The 16,838-nt window shown below is 50.0% G+C and carries 12 protein-coding genes; 10 read left to right on the top strand and 2 right to left on the bottom strand.

The window, feature by feature from the left end; genetic code table 11:
* Window positions 1-51: 51 nt before the first annotated feature.
* The 7 genes from nagZ to GC097_RS16460 all read left to right on the top strand — a co-directional run bounded on the left by nagZ (window position 52) and on the right by GC097_RS16460 (window position 7,468).
* Window positions 52-1,722 carry a beta-N-acetylhexosaminidase gene (gene nagZ, locus GC097_RS16485; protein WP_171684397.1) on the top strand — a complete coding sequence of 557 codons (1,671 nt, stop codon included), beginning with the start codon at window positions 52-54 and terminating at the stop codon, window positions 1,720-1,722.
* Window positions 1,722-2,924: an anhydro-N-acetylmuramic acid kinase gene (locus GC097_RS16480; protein WP_171684589.1), complete on the top strand. Its 1,203-nt coding sequence runs from the start codon at window positions 1,722-1,724 to the stop codon at window positions 2,922-2,924. Before nagZ ends, GC097_RS16480 begins: the two co-directional genes overlap by 1 nt.
* A 435-nt stretch (window positions 2,925-3,359) precedes the next feature.
* Entirely contained in the window at window positions 3,360-6,122 is a 2,763-nt protein-coding gene (locus GC097_RS16475) for a hypothetical protein (RefSeq protein ID WP_171684396.1), read from the top strand.
* Between the two features lie 28 nt (window positions 6,123-6,150).
* Window positions 6,151-6,507 carry a hypothetical protein gene (locus GC097_RS16470; RefSeq protein ID WP_171684395.1) on the top strand — a complete coding sequence of 119 codons (357 nt, stop codon included), beginning with the start codon at window positions 6,151-6,153 and terminating at the stop codon, window positions 6,505-6,507.
* Between the two features lie 232 nt (window positions 6,508-6,739).
* A complete protein-coding gene (locus tag GC097_RS16465; RefSeq protein ID WP_171684394.1) occupies window positions 6,740-7,057 on the top strand; it encodes a hypothetical protein in 318 nt (105 codons plus the stop codon).
* Window positions 7,057-7,188 (top strand): hypothetical protein, encoded by a 132-nt coding sequence (locus GC097_RS34745; protein ID WP_281364302.1) that lies wholly within the window; start codon window positions 7,057-7,059, stop codon window positions 7,186-7,188. Before GC097_RS16465 ends, GC097_RS34745 begins: the two co-directional genes overlap by 1 nt.
* A complete protein-coding gene (locus GC097_RS16460) occupies window positions 7,160-7,468 on the top strand; it encodes a hypothetical protein (RefSeq protein ID WP_171684393.1) in 309 nt (102 codons plus the stop codon). The genes GC097_RS34745 and GC097_RS16460 overlap by 29 nt, the downstream gene beginning before the upstream one ends.
* Window positions 7,469-7,920: 452 nt before the next feature.
* Here the strand turns inward: GC097_RS16460 and GC097_RS16455 are convergent, their stop codons facing one another.
* Together GC097_RS16455 and GC097_RS16450 are read right to left on the bottom strand one after the other, a co-directional pair.
* Window positions 7,921-9,603 carry an MORN repeat-containing protein gene (locus GC097_RS16455; RefSeq protein ID WP_171684392.1) on the bottom strand — a complete coding sequence of 561 codons (1,683 nt, stop codon included), beginning with the start codon at window positions 9,601-9,603 and terminating at the stop codon, window positions 7,921-7,923.
* Between the two features lie 44 nt (window positions 9,604-9,647).
* A complete protein-coding gene (locus GC097_RS16450; protein ID WP_171684391.1) occupies window positions 9,648-10,034 on the bottom strand; it encodes a DUF4280 domain-containing protein in 387 nt (128 codons plus the stop codon).
* 200 nt (window positions 10,035-10,234) lie between these two features.
* Between GC097_RS16450 and GC097_RS34985 the strand changes: the two genes are divergently transcribed.
* The 3 genes from GC097_RS34985 to GC097_RS16435 are packed head-to-tail and all read left to right on the top strand — an operon-like array spanning window position 10,235 to window position 16,822.
* A complete protein-coding gene (locus GC097_RS34985) occupies window positions 10,235-13,531 on the top strand; it encodes a stalk domain-containing protein (protein WP_171684390.1) in 3,297 nt (1,098 codons plus the stop codon).
* Window positions 13,532-13,548: 17 nt separating this feature from the next.
* Window positions 13,549-16,317, top strand: coding sequence for an adenylate/guanylate cyclase domain-containing protein (locus GC097_RS16440; RefSeq protein ID WP_171684389.1), 2,769 nt, complete (start codon window positions 13,549-13,551; stop codon window positions 16,315-16,317).
* Entirely contained in the window at window positions 16,295-16,822 is a 528-nt protein-coding gene (locus GC097_RS16435; RefSeq protein ID WP_171684388.1) for a GNAT family N-acetyltransferase, read from the top strand. The genes GC097_RS16440 and GC097_RS16435 overlap by 23 nt, the downstream gene beginning before the upstream one ends.
* The last annotated feature ends 16 nt before the right edge of the window (window positions 16,823-16,838 follow it).

Raw genomic sequence — 16,838 nt, 5'->3', positions numbered from 1 at the left:
GAATAGAGCAAGAGATAGAGCAGGAGAAAGAACAAGGGAGAGGGACAGAGAATGAAACAAATTCAGGACATGACGCTTAGGGAGAAAATCGGGCAGATGCTTCTTTGCGGGTTTGAAGGCACAGAAGTAACGAATCAGCTTAAAACGCTTATCGCTGAGCATCAAGTCGGTGGCGTCATTTATTTTGCACGCAACGTGGAGCAGACCGGGCAGGTGGCTGAGCTTTCCGATCAGTTGCAGCAGATCGCAGCGGAGTCGGGGACGTTACCGCTTTGGGTTTCCATTGATCAAGAAGGTGGAATGGTTGCCCGTATTACGGAAGGCGTTGCGTTGATGCCTGGTCAGATGGCGCTGGCGGCGGGAGCTTTGGGAGCTGCGGGAAGTGCGGGAGCGAGTGCGAGTGAGAATGCAAGTGCAGGAGTAGATGCCGATGCGGCGTATGAGTCTGCCTTGATTTCTGGGAAAGAGCTGAGAGCGCTTGGGATTAATTTGAATTTTGCTCCCGTGCTTGATGTGAATAACAATCCGAACAATCCGGTTATCGGCGTGCGGTCCTTTGGGGAGTCCGCGGAGCTGGTCGCTGAATTCGGTCAACGTGCGGTGCAGGGCTTCCAGGACGCTAATGTCGTAGCGACGGCCAAACATTTCCCGGGTCACGGCGATACGAGCGTTGATTCGCATTTGGATTTGCCGACGATTGTACACGGTCAAGAGCGCATTCGCTCTTTGGAGCTGGTGCCGTTCGTTAGAGCTATTGAAGGCGGCGTTGATGCGATTATGTCGTCGCATATTTATTTCCCGGCTTTCGAGGCCGAGAAGCTGCCTGCGACGCTTTCCAAGTCCGTATTAACCGGATTGCTGCGCGAGGAGCTGGGCTTCGAAGGCGTCATCATGACCGATTGCATGGAGATGCACGCCATCTCCGAGCACTACGGCACCGTCGCTGCAAGCGTCACGGCGATCGAAGCCGGGGCTGATCTTGTGTTGATCAGCCACAGTCTTGACCGTCAGCTCGGCGCTATATTCGCGATCGAGCAGGCCGTGCAAGAGGGCCGCATAAGCGAAGCGCGCATCGATGCGTCGGTGCAAAGGCTGCTCGCGCTCAAAGAGCGCCGCGGGTTGTTTGTGCCGCAGACGGGCTCTGCGGCTGAAGTAGGGACCGCGGACCATTACGCGGTCGCCCAGCGTCTCAGCGAAGCCAGCATCACGCTCGTCAAAGACGAGCAGGGGCTGCTGCCGCTGAAGCGCGTGAAGACGCTTGCGGTCACCGTGGCCGCAGCGGTTTCGTCCGGCGTCGACGAAGCGTACGCCGGACCGGCAAGCCTCGGCGCAGCGCTTGCGGAGCGAGGGCTCGACGTGCTCGACCGCGTGCTGCCGCTGGCAGAGGTCGGCGGGCTGACCGGATCGGTGCTGGCAGCGGCTGAAGAAGCGGAGCAAATCGTCATCGGGACGTACAACGCCCGATTCCATCCGGCGCAGGTCGAGCTCGTGCGCGCCCTGCAGGCGCTCGGCAAGCCGCTTGTCGTCGTCGCGCTGCGCGTGCCGTACGATTTGCTGGAGCTGCCGGAGGTTTCTACCTTCGTCGCTGCTTACGAAAGCCGCCCGCTGGCGCTGCAAAGCACAGCCAAATGCTTATTGGGCGAGCTGAAGATGAAGGGCCGATTGCCGGTTACATTGGGCTCCGGTTACCCGGCAGGCTGGAGATGGGAGGGCGGACTGTGATGCTCCGTACCCTTCTGAACCAGACCTCGCTGACCGTAGCAGGTATCATGTCCGGCACCTCCTTGGACGGCATCGACGTCGCCATCGTCCGTATCGACGGCTGCGGCGTCGATGCCAAAGTCAGGCTGCTTCACTTCGAAAGCTTCTCCTATGAGGAGGAAGTACGCGAAAAGCTGAAGCAGCTGTGCTCCATCGACCACTCGAATGTCGCGCTGTTGTGCGGCATGAACTTTGCCATTGCCGAGCGGTTCGCTGAGGCTGTTCGGCAAACTGCCGCTGCGGCTGGCATGAAGGTCGAGGAAATCGACCTCATCTCCACCCACGGGCAGACCGTGTGGCACATTCCTGTGGCGGATGAGGCGGATCCTTACCTACCGAAGTCGACGCTGCAGATCGGTGATTTGTCCGTGATCGCCAAACGTACGGGGCGTCCGGTCGTCGGCGACTTCCGCACCGCCGATATGGCGGTCGGCGGCCAAGGCGCACCGCTTGCGCCGTACGGGGACTTCATTATGTTCCGCGATGCGGCCAAAGGGCGCATCCTGCAAAACATCGGCGGCATCGGCAACTGCACGGCGATTCCGGCTCAAGGGACGGGAGCTGCTACTGATGCCGGGGACCTCATTGCTTTTGATACGGGTCCGGGCAATATGATCATGGACCAAGTCGTTTATGAGCTGTCCGAGGGCAAGCTGTCCTATGATGCAGATGGCGCGTGGGCAGCTCGCGGGCAAGTGCACACAGAGCTGCTCGAGGAGATGCTGGCTCATCCTTATTTCGCGCAGCTTCCTCCCAAGACAACGGGACGCGAACTGTTCGGCAAAGCGTATACCGCGGCGTGGCTCAAAGCTGCCTTGGAGCGCGGGCTTGCCCATGAAGATATCGTCGCTACAGCGACGGCGTTCACAGCGCATTCCATCGCTCGCGCATACCAAGATTTCATCTTCCCGCAATATGACATGGCGGAAGTCATCGTCAGCGGCGGCGGTGCGCGCAATCGTACACTGCTGGGCATGCTGCAGGAGCTGCTCCCGGAGCAAGCGATTCTTACCTCCGATGAGCTCGGTATTTCCGGCGATGCCAAGGAAGCGATTCTGTTCGCTCTGCTCGGCAACGATTGGATTCACGGCGTGCCGAATAACTTGCCTTCGGCGACCGGCGCGGAGCGCCCGACGATTATGGGCAAGCTGGCTTTGCCTTAGGTGGCTGAGTAAATGTAAAAGTACAGTAAATATACACGGATATCCTAATTTTGAGATAAGAACCTGCATAATGTACATGGATTTTGTGATATATCGCTTATTTAGGCGATTGTCGGAAATTTTCATGTATGAATGCAGGTTTTTCTTTTTTAATGGGAGACCCTGCTGGATTTCCTGTACTTTCTGCAGTTTGTGGGGGCATGGAGGGGGAAGGGGAGTATGTGTTAGGCCGTGATAGGAGTAGCATGAGTACTTTGATTATTTTCTGAAAATTTAATCTATTATTAATATAATTAAATTTTCTTTACTTTAGATAAATAATTCCAATTTCATATAGAATCTCAGAAAGGAGGTTAAATTTTACAATTATTAGTGTTTTTATTAACTAATTAAATTGTTATGCAAATTATAGAGCGAAAAAGGAGGATTGAAATCATGTCAGTAACGATGTGGATCCCAGGTATTGGGGACGTTACAACATTCGATGGGGCGCTGGTACCGCCGGGAGGTCGTCTGATAAGCAGTACGCCAAGCCCAAGTAACAAAACAGGGTCAACGACTCCACAATCGGAATCAACTTATAGGCCTGTCATTATGCCACCTGCCAAATTAACGAATCCCGGGCCTTCGAAAGATGAAACAGGAACATTAGGTATGGTGACAGCACCGCTACCTTATGGCGGAATTGCAATCCAATCTAACCTCGATACATTATTATTCCAAACGAAAGTAAATTGGTGGAATGCCAAGGCTAATTTTAGTTTTGGAGCCATGCAAGCACTCGAATCACAAGCAAATGCCTTAAGAATGCAGGGTGCCAGGGAAACAAATCAAACAATTCAAATGGATCGTATGAACACAATCGTTTATGAGAATAAAAAGTTATACTACAGGGCTTTAGCTGATCGTGATTTTAGTAAACAGGCCGATCTTCAACAAGCTATTCGGAATGCAAGAATGCAAGGGGCAACTATATCGGATAATACGCTGCTCGATAACATTAATTTGCAAATATTTGAATCAAAAATAAATAAATGGAATGCGGTTGCCAGAGGAGATTTAGACGGGGTAACAAAAGCATTTATGATGGAAAACAGCATAAGAAGAAGTCTTCCAATGGATCTTAATGCACTTATTCCTGCAGAAGGTACAGGGATGAATATAGCTAATGGAATGTTGATCAATCGAAGAGACGCCTTTCAGGAAGCAGTTCTTTCAAATAAATTCCAAGATGCTGCAAATCAATTAATTCAAATCTCCAATTTGGCAGGCAAGGGTACTCTAAATGATATGAGTCCCAGAAGATTGACTCAGACCCAATTGGACTCTTCGCTCTACGAAATCAAAAAATTATGGTGGAGCGCAAGAGTGAGTCTGGATTCAATTGAAACTCAAAATGATTTTAAGAAAGCAATGACAGTTCTCCAAGGCAGCGTTGGTAATGGTGGAATGGGAGCGAGAGAAAGTAATTTTACGAGCAACTTAGATAACCAGAATCAAATCATGCTCGCGGCAAAGCGTGATTTTTGGAATTCAGCCATGAGTATGGATATGATTGGTACTCGTAGTGCGAGTGATGCGATGCAAAGAGCTGCGGCTAACGGAGCCACCATTGCAGCGGGCTTGACAACGGGATTAGATGCTGCGAATCGAAGCATGATGAATAATAAAATACAATGGTGGCAGGATTACAACGATAAGGGTCTCTCAAGTACAGGGAAACAACTTGCATTCGAACAAGAAATTTCGAAAGTAAGAAACCAAGCAAAGAGTGCAGGAATGGAACCCTATGTAATTTCTAACGATAACACTGTTCCATCAACTACCAATCCTTATAACAATATTAATCAAATCTCATCACATCATTCCGGGGCTATCGACAATAGTTTGAAAAATTTATATCTTGCAAAGAAAGATAAATGGAAAGCTATTGAAACGATGGAATCTAACTACGCTACACAAAAAGACGTAGAAATGGCCTCAGTTACTAGAAACAATGCACAAAACAGAGAAACTCAAATCCGCTCTCAGTTAAATTCATTATTTAATCAAGTTAAAATTTTCGTGCCGGATGAATGGAATATCGATCTACAGAACAATAAAGTTCTTTCAGGAAAGCTTGCAATTGAAGACAGTATAGCAAGAGGCGATTTTTCAAGTGCGCAAACACTCCTTGAAAATACCAAAAAGCTACTATCTGAAGGAGCAACCATAGAAATTGATAACATGATATCAATTCCGCAAAATTTGCCTGGAAATGCCTTAATGGCGTCAAGTATGTTCAATCCAATTAAACAAACGGGTACTATAAGTTGGTCTAAACCATTGTACTTGGCAAAAGGATTTGGAGCTTCTATACTGGAGTCAGCCAAAGAGATGCCCCTTTTACTTCCAACGAACCCAGCCTTCTATACAGAGACGTTACCCGCAGCTTGGGAATTCGGAAAAGCTTTGTACAATCGCGACATTACATTGAAAGATATTAAAAGTGCAGTAAGTGATGAGCTTATCTATCCTTTTGAACATGTCATCAACAATTTCAACCATGTTTTTAATGAAGATCCTACTAAAGAAGAAGCTTATGATTATGGATATTACTCAGGCAAAGCCATTCAAAACCTGGCAGGAGCTGCTACTCTGGGTGAAGGTTTGGCTGTGAAATTGTCTTCTAAGGCGCCGAAGTTAATGAAACTATTAAGTCGGGTTAGGGAAGCTGAGGGGACGGGTAATCTAGAAGAAGTAATTGAAAAAAGTAAGAAGATAATTACATTCATAAATCCTGCTGATCCGTTTAGAGATGTATTCGGTGCAGGATTAAAATCACATCCCGAAGAGTGGAATAAACTTATTGAGGATCTTAAAGATAGCGGTGTAGAAGTCATATATCGTAATGATGCTATGGGTTATGGTCCCCTCAAGAAAGGGCAGCCTGGTCAAATATTGATGGATCCTGAAGCATCAATGAGTGCATTAAGACATGAGTATAGTCATTTCTTGGAAGCACAAAAGAAAGGATTCCCTTCAGCAGCCGAATCATATCAAGATTGGGAGGGAAGGATTACAGATGAATTTAAAGCATACTCCATTGAAATTGAGGAAGCAAAAAGGCTGGGACTAGATAATGTAGTAAAACAAATCCAAAAGAATTTCGAAGAAGAGAAGCAATACATTATTGATAGATTTAAGCCAAGAGATTAATTAGAAGTTACTAAAGGAGGATTTATAAATGTCTGGAATAGCAGAGTTAGTTAAGCAACTAGATAATGATACCATTGCAAATGAAGATTTAATAATTTGCATGAAGGATTACAATTACGGAGTGATAGTTAAAGCGATGTTCAAAGCAATAGAGAGATATTATTGTAATGATGAAATAGTTAATCGTTTAGCTGAACTGTCGAATCTCATGAAAGACAGCAAATTTATTGGGCCATGGCAGATGGGGCACGTTGCATTAGCGACATTATCGATATTGGATAACGATGGCGCAACAAAGAAGTTCTCTGAACTAGTGGAGAACCTCAGTGAGAATGACAAGTTTTTAGTCGAAAATTTTATAAAAACAGAAGCGTATAAAGAGTAATAATTATTGTTTGATCGTTAATTCGTCTTGGAAAGGGAACCCTGACATATACAATTGGCCTATTGAGTTAATTGAGGGTTCTTACGAAGCTGGCCAGTACCAATTGAACCCATCATTCGACCAATAACACATATAACCCATGTAATACGTCACAATGCGAGCTAGCCGCCCGTATTGTGTTCTTTTTTTTCTTCGTTCCTGTCGCGGCGGCAGGTTCAATTAACACCACCCATTGCCTAGTGAATCACCATTTCACATTCCAATGAACTTCATCCACAGAAGCTCCGTATCATATTTTCCCCATTTAAGTTGTGCGCACAAAAATGCTATAAAGTATATCAATCATGTTATTAGTGAAGATCCTACCAAAGAAGAAGCTTATGATTATGGATATTACACAGGCAAAGCCGTTCAAAATCTGGCAGGAGCTGCTACGCTGGGTGAAGGTTTGGCTGTGAAATTGGCTTCTAAGGCGCCGAAGTTAATGAAATTATTGAGTCGGGTTAGGGAAGCTGAGGGGCTCGGGAATGGTGGTTTGAGAGAAATGTAGTGATTAATTTAAAAAATTGGTCTGGAGATGTTCCTGCGTTACTTGAACAATTTAAACAATGGGAAATTACAGGTTTGGAAGAGGTCCTTGCGATTACAAAAGATGGTGATGCTATATCCATATTTCCATAAAGAAGAGGAGTTAGTATATGGAGTATTCACTGAAAGTGAATGGAAAAAAACGGATGAATTATGGTTAAGTGATTTAATAAAAAAGAAGAATCTCAAGGCTAGTTATTTACGTAAGTATCATAATTCATTTTATATTGATGAGTTTTCATTAAACATTGGCTTAAGGATAAGCATCCATGAAAATAGTTATCCACCAGGCCACCCTGCTTATTCATACGAAACCATGTTTTTAGAACATGAATTTGTTTATCAAGAGTCAGTGTCATCTGAATTAGGATAAGTTTATTGAAAATCACGAGCTTGGTAATTACATTTTTAATGCAAAATATCTAGACTTGCTTAAAGACCAATATGATGACTTATTGGATGGACTTAAGTATTCTCTTTATAATCTTTAAGTCTTGGCATGAAGAAAAGTTTGCTCCACTCAGTGCCAATGAATCGAACCGCTTGTCTTGTTGTGTAGATATCTCAGAAAATTGGAATAAGCGATGTGACGGGTGAAGGACCCCCGCTGCGGAGATGTGGATGCTCCCGCCGAAAAAAATAGAAGTCTCTTAAGACTCGTAACCCAGTGAAATCGATGATTTCGGCCGGGATAACAGTCTTTAGGGACTCTTATTAGCTGGGGTAAGGGCTTTTTCCAGCAATTTTTAGAGAATAAGAGCCCTTGGAGGCTCTTATTCGAGAGAAACCTTGGGCTTCTTTTGGAATAGAGGTCCCCAAAGGCTCTTATTTTGTAGAGCTCACCTGCAGAAGGTGGGCTTCTTTGGTTTTGTTAAAATGCGTTAAGGTGAACAGGAAGTCGCCTTTGTAGTAGCTGTTCGTGTAGGTGCCATTCCCGGCGCCGACCTCGGTTTCCATCACGCTGTAGCCGGCATCGTTGGGCTCGCCGCGCTTTTTGACGGTCTCGATGGTTGGCTGCAGCAGCGCCAGTGGCTTCGAGCCCCAAATGCTGAGCGAAGTGACGACGGCCTCCTTCGGGTTGCCCTTCGACGGCTCTACCAGCAGCGACAACTGGTAGGCCGGATAGCTCAGCAGCAGCTTCACGCCCGCCGTAGACGTCGCTGCTGCTGTCGGTCCGGCCACGCCAGCGCCAGCGGCCGGATCAGCCCCCGCGGCGGCCTCACCAGCCGCCGCATCAACTCCCGCGGAGGCGTCAACCGCCGCCTCCTGGCCCGCAAGCAGGACGCTGGCATCCTGCAGCGTCACTTCGGCCGGTTTGCCCAGCAAGTCTTCGACTTTCTTGCTGGACAAACCGAGGAAGCTCTGCAGGCTGGCCTGGCCGCCTGCAAAAAAGCTCCGCAGCAGCGGCGCGCCGTCTGCGTCAAATACCGTGCCAAGGCCGTCATAGACGCCGGCCTTGAAATCGCCCTTGTAGACGAGTTTGCCTAACTCGTCATACGCTTCGCCGACGCCGTTCAAGGCGCCGCTTACATACGTGCCCTTGAAGCGGGGCACGCCCTTCTCATCGAAGGCGGTGCCCTCGCCGCCATACGTGCCCGCAAGGAACTGGCCTTTGTACTTCAGCAGGCCGCTGGCATAAAACTCAGTGCCTTCGCCGGAGTAGCTGCCGTTCAGGAAGCCGCCTTCATATACGAGCTGGCCCTTCGTATCAAAAAGCTTGCCGGCTCCGTTATACTGACCGGCTGCAAATTCACCCTCGTATCGTGCGATGCCGCCCGAGTAGAACAGTTTGCCTGCCCCGTTGTAAAGGCCGCCGTTAAACGCGCCTTCGTAGAGCAGGTCGCCGCTTGGGGCAAACAATTTTCCGGCCCCGCCGTACTTGCCGTTTTGAAATTCGCCGATATACAGCACTTTCTGGCTGGTATCGTACAAAGTGCCCGCCCCGTTGTAAGCATCTCCGGCAAAAGCCCCTTTATACAGCAGTGTGCCATGTTCGTCGTAGAGAGAGCCTGCGCCCGATTTCTGCCCCTTTTCAAAATCGCCTTCATAGGCAAGAACGCCGTTCTTGTGATACAGCTTGCCTTTTCCCGCATAGAGACCGTCAACCAAATCGCCCGTGTAGCGGGCATCTTTTTCGGCGCCCACCACTTTGCCGTTTCCGGAGAATCCGGTCAGTTTAGATGTGTTTTCCTGAAGGACAGGCACCCGGTTCAGCCATTTATTGACGATCGCCGGGGGCCTAATAAAGATAAAAAAGATCAAGACGAGAATCATCAAGGTAATGAAAAGCAGCAATCTCTTGGAGACGTAGTACGAGCCGATCAAAACGTAATTTTTTAACGAGGTTTCACGCGTTTGCAGCATGACCCTTAGCATCTGCTGAAACTTGATGATCGCGAGTTTAGGCAGCCTTCCAACGGTTAGGATGGCTTTCATGACATGGCCGATGAAAGGTGCGACGACGGGTTTTAGCACTTTTTCAAGGGTTTTGACCGGCTGAATCTCCAAATGATTTCACTCCTAGAAGGATGATCGATTTTTGAAACAATGAATCAAGGAACTTGAATGGTCATTTGTCCGGGCTGCTGGATTTGGATGACGCCGCCCCAATTGCACATGCATTTGGAGGAGTTGTTCAAAGCTGGCATGTTCGCGACGAGCACAGTAGGCGATCCTGGAACCCAAGGCGCCGCTGTTACAGGAACGCAGGGCATGGGAGTCAGTGCGCCGAATGCTGCCGCCGTTGCTGCGGCAACCGTGGGATTAGCCATCGAATTGCACATCCCGAACGGTAAAATGTTCACCATTGGCTTGTTATCCATGATGTTCGCGATAGGCATTGCGGTCATGACCATATTCGCCGGAAGCACCATTAACGAACTGGGCGCGGCACCGAAGGAGCATTGCAGCATTGCACCCCCGCAAACGAGGTTTCCCATGGTTTTTCTCTCCTTCATTTATGTATGAAATGGTATCGGTGTTTTTTGATTGTCAATTTTTATACTACTAGAAAAGACGGTAACCATCAATCAATTACTAGATTCGATTCTATTCGCTAAGTTTCTCCAAAAGATGGGTGCGAGAGTGAGGGAGATATTGTACTATAAAAGAAGAGTTGCAAGCGAGCGGAGGGATCGTAGTGGCAAGGTTAAAAGCAGTAAGGCTGGGACTTGCGATGCTGCTGTCGACAGCGCCGGTTCTGGCGCTGGGGCCGGGAGCGGAAGCTGCGTCGGTAAAGGCTTTGACCATGAGAGAGGCAGTGGATCAGGGGTTGAAAATAAGTCCTGCGCTGCTGGATGCCAGGTCGGATATTTTGAAGAAAAAGATAGAGTTGGAGCAAGCTCAGCATGCGGTTAAAAGCGAGGAGGCGAAGGCATCGGGCCCTTTTGCCAAGCCCCGTAATTTGAGCCAGGATTTGACGACCCGCATGAAGGTGCCAGAGGCCGGCAAACAGCTCTATATCGCCCAGGAAACACTGCGTCAATCGATGAATACGGTTCGTTTCGATGTGCAGAAGGCCTATCTGACGGCCTATCAGGACGGAGCAGCGGAAGAGAATGCCCGCAAGAAGTGGGAAGACGCTAAGACGGCTGTGGATACGGTTATAAAGAAGCGGAAATTCGGGCTGGCGGACAGCGCCGAGCAGGAGAAGGCGGATAAGGCGCTGGAGAAGGCTGCATCTGTATACAAACAGGCCCAATTGACGGCCAAATCGAGTCGTTTGGCACTGGGCAAGCTGCTGAATTTGGATATGGAGAATAAGGTTCAGCTGTCATTCGAGCCGGATTACGCGGATCTGGATCAGAAGCAGCTGCCAAGCTATATCGACGGCGCGCTCAAGTCGACGCTCAGCTTGCTCAAGGATACGGAGGATCGGCGGTTGGCCGATCATAAGCTGAGCACGACGCGCGATTTGTACAGTTCCAAATTTGGAAGCAGCCGCATGAAGGTCATGGACGGGTTGTATAAGGCCAAGGATATCGACATGGAGATGTTTCTGGCCAGTTATGAAACGACGCTTTCACAGGTTCAAAAGGATTGGGAAGGATATTTTCTACTACTTGGATTCATTCCTGTTCCGAAATCGCTGCTTCAAGGAGAGTTTGACGGGCTGCGATACCTCGACGATCTGCGGGCTGCGCTGCCTATTGCCACTATGGAACAGAACAAGGCTGTGCTCCAAGAGAAGGAGAGCAGAGCTGCGGTTATCGCTGCCGTGAGGGCTTCCTATATGGAAGCAAAGGGGGCGGAGGAAGGTTACGCGCAGGCGTTGCGCGATAAAGACAGTGCGGTGAGCGCACTGGATAAAGCGGCCCAGAAGGTGAAGCTCAGCCTGATGAAAACCGAAGAGCTTGCGCCTTATCAAGAAGCGGTAAGCAAGGCGGACGAGCAAATTTTGACGGCACAGATGAGCTATGAAGCATCGCTTGGCAAGCTGGATATCGAAACCGGCGGTGTCGTGGTAAAAACGTTGAAGAAAGGCATCCTGCCCTATCGGAATCTGGATGACGGACTTGCTGCCGTGAAACCGCAAGCCCCTAAGGCGCCTTCGGGTACTTGGCGGCTGAAGCCGGCTGTGGGCGCGCTGCTAAGTGATTTTAGCGTGACGGTGAATAAAAAGCTGGGCGCAACGGAGTATGCGGTATCGACCAAAGATGGCCGTTCTGTCGGCAAACGGACCAAAATCAATAAAGCGGTGCGCGATTTAACGCTCCAATTCAGTCAAATCGACAGCCTCAAGGTTGATCTGTACGCCAAGGGAAAACCGCTCGGCGAACTGCTGCTGGAGGGAAAAGGCGATGCCGGCCAGTTGGCGGCTGCAGCCCCTGATGACGCAACGGCTGGTGGAAGCTCAGCGGGAGACGGAACTGCAGGCAGCGCAGACGCTGAGGTGGGAAAAGGTGTAGGAACCGTAATTATCGGTTCCTACAAGGTGCAGCTGGATGCGCTGACGCCGGCAGCCTACAATGCGGCTGCGGCAACGATGTCGGCATCGGGGCAGGGGATTTATTATCAAGCGGATGAGCCGGGGGCGGCCTGGTTCGGTTTGGATAATACCATAGACCCAGGGGCTCTGGCTGATCCGAAAAGTTCCGCTGCGCTTTCGCAGGAAGAGGCAGCGGCTTTGAAAGTCACTGTCGAAATCTCTAAACCGGGTTCGATTGCTTCAATGCAAACGCCTGAGCAGCTGCAGCAGCAGGTTGACACGCTGAAGCAGGACATGGCGAAGCTGGAGGCCGCCAAGGAAGCGGCCGTCAAGGATATGAAGCTGAACGAGATCGCCGATCTGGCAGTCGAGATCAAGGATGCGCAGGCCCGGCTCGGGATGCTGGAGGCGCTGCAGAAAGGCGACAGCCCGGAAGCTCTCCGGCAGATGGAGCTGGTGAACAACCCGGACGCGCTGATCGCAGCGCTGTCCGCAGAGACCGGGACACCGCCGGGCGAGCCAGGCGGTGAATTACCCCCAGGCAGCACGGCGCCTGGGATTGAAGCGGCCAGCGAAGACGCGCTGGCCGGGCAGGCGGAGCTCCAGCAGACGAAGCTGGAGCAAGCTCTCGCCGCCGGCGAGCCGGAAGCTGCTGCAGCCTTGATGCAGCAGCTCCTGGCGACGCAGGCGCAGCTCGCGGATGCGCAAACGGGCGCATCCGCAGGCCAGGCTTCGCTCGAAGAGGCGAAGCGGAAGCTGGAGGCTGCGCTCAAGCAGGCGCAGGGGGACACGGAGCGGGTCGCGACGCTGACCCGCTCGATGGAGGCCGTCGCCGAGGCGACGGCGACGGCGAAGAAGGACCTGCTGTTCGCGCAGCTGGACGCCGTGCAGGTGCTTGCGGCGGAGCTGCCGCAAGAGGCAGGCGTTCAGCAGCAGCTTGAACAGCAGGTGACGAAGCTGCTGAAGGAGCTGCAGCAGCAGGAGAAGGCTAAATATGGGCCGGAGGAGCAGCAGGCTCTGGCTGAAATTTCAGCGTCTTTGGCGGCTGTCACATCCATAGACGTAGGACCTGCCCTTGAAATTGACGGTTCCGGCCCTGCCTCTAGTTCTGAAGCCTCTGGCTCCAAGCCTGGCCAAGTTTCGGTCGCGATTCAACCGATTCCGGCAGAAAACGTGCTTTCCCCCAATATTTTCATCAAATTCAATGCTCCGCCTGTTATAATAAACGGGCAGGCATATTTACCTATAAGATCCGTATCGGAATCGTTCGGTGCCGCTGTGGATTGGGATCAAGACAGTCTCACGGTAACGGTCAGCACAGCGTACAGCACAATCACGAGCCGCATCCATGATGACAAAGCTTATATAGATGGCGCTCCTGTGCAAATCGATGGGCCCGCTTATCTGCTTGAAGGAAGGACCTATGTGCCGTTAAGGTTCATAGCGGAGTCCTTGGGCTTGCAGGTCGTTTGGAATGCACCGACGCAAATCATTCAGATTTCAAATTAAGAGGAGATTAAAGGGCGATGAAGAAATCGATTGCGGCATTGCTGCTTGTACTGCTGCTTCTGGGTGCTGCCGGAACGTACCTCGGGTTAAACCGGGAGAGTTTCACACTATGGCCTTTTCACAAGAGCATGCCTTTCGACGGTTTATCGAAGGCGATCTCTGATGGGCATAACAATTTGTTTGTCATCGATAACGCGAAGAAAACCATTCATAAGCTGAATGGAGCAGGTGTTCTGCAATACTCCATTACGAGTGAGACCGGAAAGAACGGGGAAGTGTACCGTTTTAACGATATGGCTGTCGACGAACAGGGGTATCTCTACACGATTCGTACGCTGCTTGATCCGTACGGCATTGCGGTTAAATCCGAGCAGATCGTTCGCTATACGCCGGAAGGGCAGTTTGATCGCAGCCTGTTTTCGCAGGAATATAATGACGCGGGGGTTCAGCGGTACAGATTGGGCTCCTTGCGAAATGTGCAGGTTCACGATGGAACGGTCTATTTTTTCAATGATGAAGTACAGCAGTTGACTCTATACCAATCTCCGATTAGCAAAGATGAACCCTCCGAACCTAAGCTGATCTTCACGATAAAGCTTCCACCCAATAAATATGTCTCTGAGGCGGACGGGTTTAAGCCAGGAGATATCTACTATTCAACGCGCAGCGGAGAAATCTATCGCGCCTTCGGCGACGGGCGTTCCGAGCTTGTTTATCCGCTCCCGGGACTGGACCGCACAAGGCGCAATTTCCCGGAGAGCATGCACCTGGACAATCAAGGACGTCTGATTTTCATCGATTTTAACAACAAAATGATTTCACGGCTCGATCCCCGGCAACCTTACACGATTGAGGGTCTTGTTACCGAGGAGAAGGCCAAAGCAAGCGGCGTAGAGCTTGCCTTTGATGCCACGACGAGCTCCATTGCACAGGATGGCAGCCTTATTATTGTAGAATCGGCGCAAATTAATCGCCGTCTGCCGGACGGGACAATTACGCCATCCATTGCGGAAGCCTTATACAGCCAGCAGGCAAGAACCAGTGCGTATGTTCTCTGGTCGATCGCCGTGGCGGCCTTATTGCTTGGGCTGTATGCCATCAAAATTGTATTCTTCAACCTGCTGCATCGCCGTCTTCCTTTGATGATGAAGCAGATTCTCATTTTGGTTCCGGTTATTGCGTTTTCCATGGTTCTGCTGTCCACGGTGATTTACGAGAGCTTCTCCAAGAAAATGGAAGAAGAAACGTTCAGCGAGCTCATTTTGCTGGCCAAAAACGGTCAAAATCTGGTCGATGGCGATAAACTGGAGAGCCTGACTTCACCGCTGGACTACAATGGCGCGATCTATCAATCCTTCCGAAGAAAAATCCAATCGGTCTTTGAAAATAACGCACGAGATGATAATCAAGGCTTTTACAAAGCCGTTTATAAATATGAGAATGGCGTCATTTATCGGATTTTGGAAGACGATGACGGCATGCATATGTTCAATCCGTTCCAACAAACGCCCGAGAACCAGCAGGTTGTGCTGGAAGGCAAGCCGGCTACGGGACAGTGGCAGGACTTCTCCGGAGAATGGCGTTATGCGATTGCGCCTATTACGAACTCAGCGGGTAAAATTGTCGGTGTTTTCGAAACAAGCAAAAACCTGGAGGGCATCCTCAAGCATCGCAGAGCCGTCCTTCAATCGATTATTCGTAATATCGCGCTCATTTCTGTAGGTTTGCTGCTTGTGCTTGTTTTGATGACGTACGTGCTGCTTTCTTCGATTCGAAAGCTGCGCAACAGCGTCGGCGAGATTGCCAAAGGCAATTGGGATACGGTCGTGACGATCAACACGCGGGATGAGGTGTCAGATCTGGGCGACAGCGTCAATACGATGGCGGCGCGCATCCGGGATTACATCACCAAGGTAGAGAACTTCAGCCAGTCCTACTATCGTTTCGTTCCTCAGCAGTTTTTGCGGTTCCTGAATAAGGAGAGCATTTTGGAGGTTGAGCTGGGCGATCAGGTGGAGAAAAATATGTCGATTTTGATTTTCAATATTCGGGGCTTCTATCTTCTATCCAAAAAGCTTACGCCGGAAGAGAACTTCAACTTCGTCAATTCGTTCCTTAGCCGGTTTGGTCCTTATGTTCGCAACCATCAAGGTCTCATGAACAAGTACTTGGGCGCAGGCTTCATGGCCCTATTCCCGAATGGAGCGGATGAAGCGCTGCAGGCGAGCATCGAGATGCGCAAGGAGCTGGATCTTTACAATTCGCATCGGGCAAAAGTCGGCTATTCGCCGCTCGATTTCGGCATTGGCCTGCACAAAGGGCCGCTTCGTCTCGGAATCATCGGCGAGGAGCAGCGTTTGGAGGGCAATGTCATCTCCGACGGAGTGAACGTAGCGACGGTGCTGGAGAAAATGACGGAACCGCTTGGCGCGTCGATTCTCATTACCGATCATGTCGTGCAATCGCTGCAGCACCCGGCCGGCTTCCAATTTCGAAACTTGGGATTGATTCAGGTAGAAGGAGTGAAGGAACCGCTTCGACTGTTCGATGTCTATCAGGGCGATCCGGATACGATTCGAACTCTGAAGGAGAAGACCAAATCTTTATTCGAGCAGGCAGTCACTTACTACCAGGTAGGCCGTTTCTATGATGCCCGGGAAGCTTTCTTGATGGTCATTAAGCAAAACCGTCAGGATAAGGCGGCCCAGCTTTATTTCTATATTTGCGATGAATATTTCCAGAACGGTACGACAGCAGAGTGGAATGGCACATTATCAGTTTCTTGATGAAAGAGGCGAACCAGACATGCAAGTGCACGAGCTAACCAACGAGGAAGACGCACGCCGCATTACCGAGTTTTATTTATCCGCATCATCTTTTGACGATCAGCGGCATACACCTGGGGAGTTGGAGCATTTTCGCAATGCGCCCCTGCTCAGCTTGACGCAGCGCAACCATCGGCATTGGTTCATTGAAAATGATGCCGGGGACATTATTGCCGTGACCAGCTGCAAAGAAAATGAGCATCAATCCGGCGGATTTCTATGGGATTACTTAGCCGTGCATCGCGAGTACCGAAGGCATGGGTTTGCGAAGATTTTGTTCCAAGCTCTGGAGACATTTTCCCGGGAGGCCGGAGGGCGCTATATTTTAACGTATACTTGTGATTTACCCGAATATCTTCCCATTCAAAAAATGTTCCGGGCGAACGGCTTTGAACTGATCGGCACTTATCCGAATTATTATTATGAAGGCGAAGCCAGATTAGCTTTCTACAAAACGCTTCTATGAAGAAGACAAATGAATC

The organism is Paenibacillus planticolens (assembly GCF_013141725.1).
Classification (GTDB): domain Bacteria; phylum Bacillota; class Bacilli; order Paenibacillales; family NBRC-103111; genus Paenibacillus_E; species Paenibacillus_E planticolens.
Note: the sequence above shows the minus strand (reverse complement) of the source record. Positions and strands in the feature narration are given on the sequence as shown.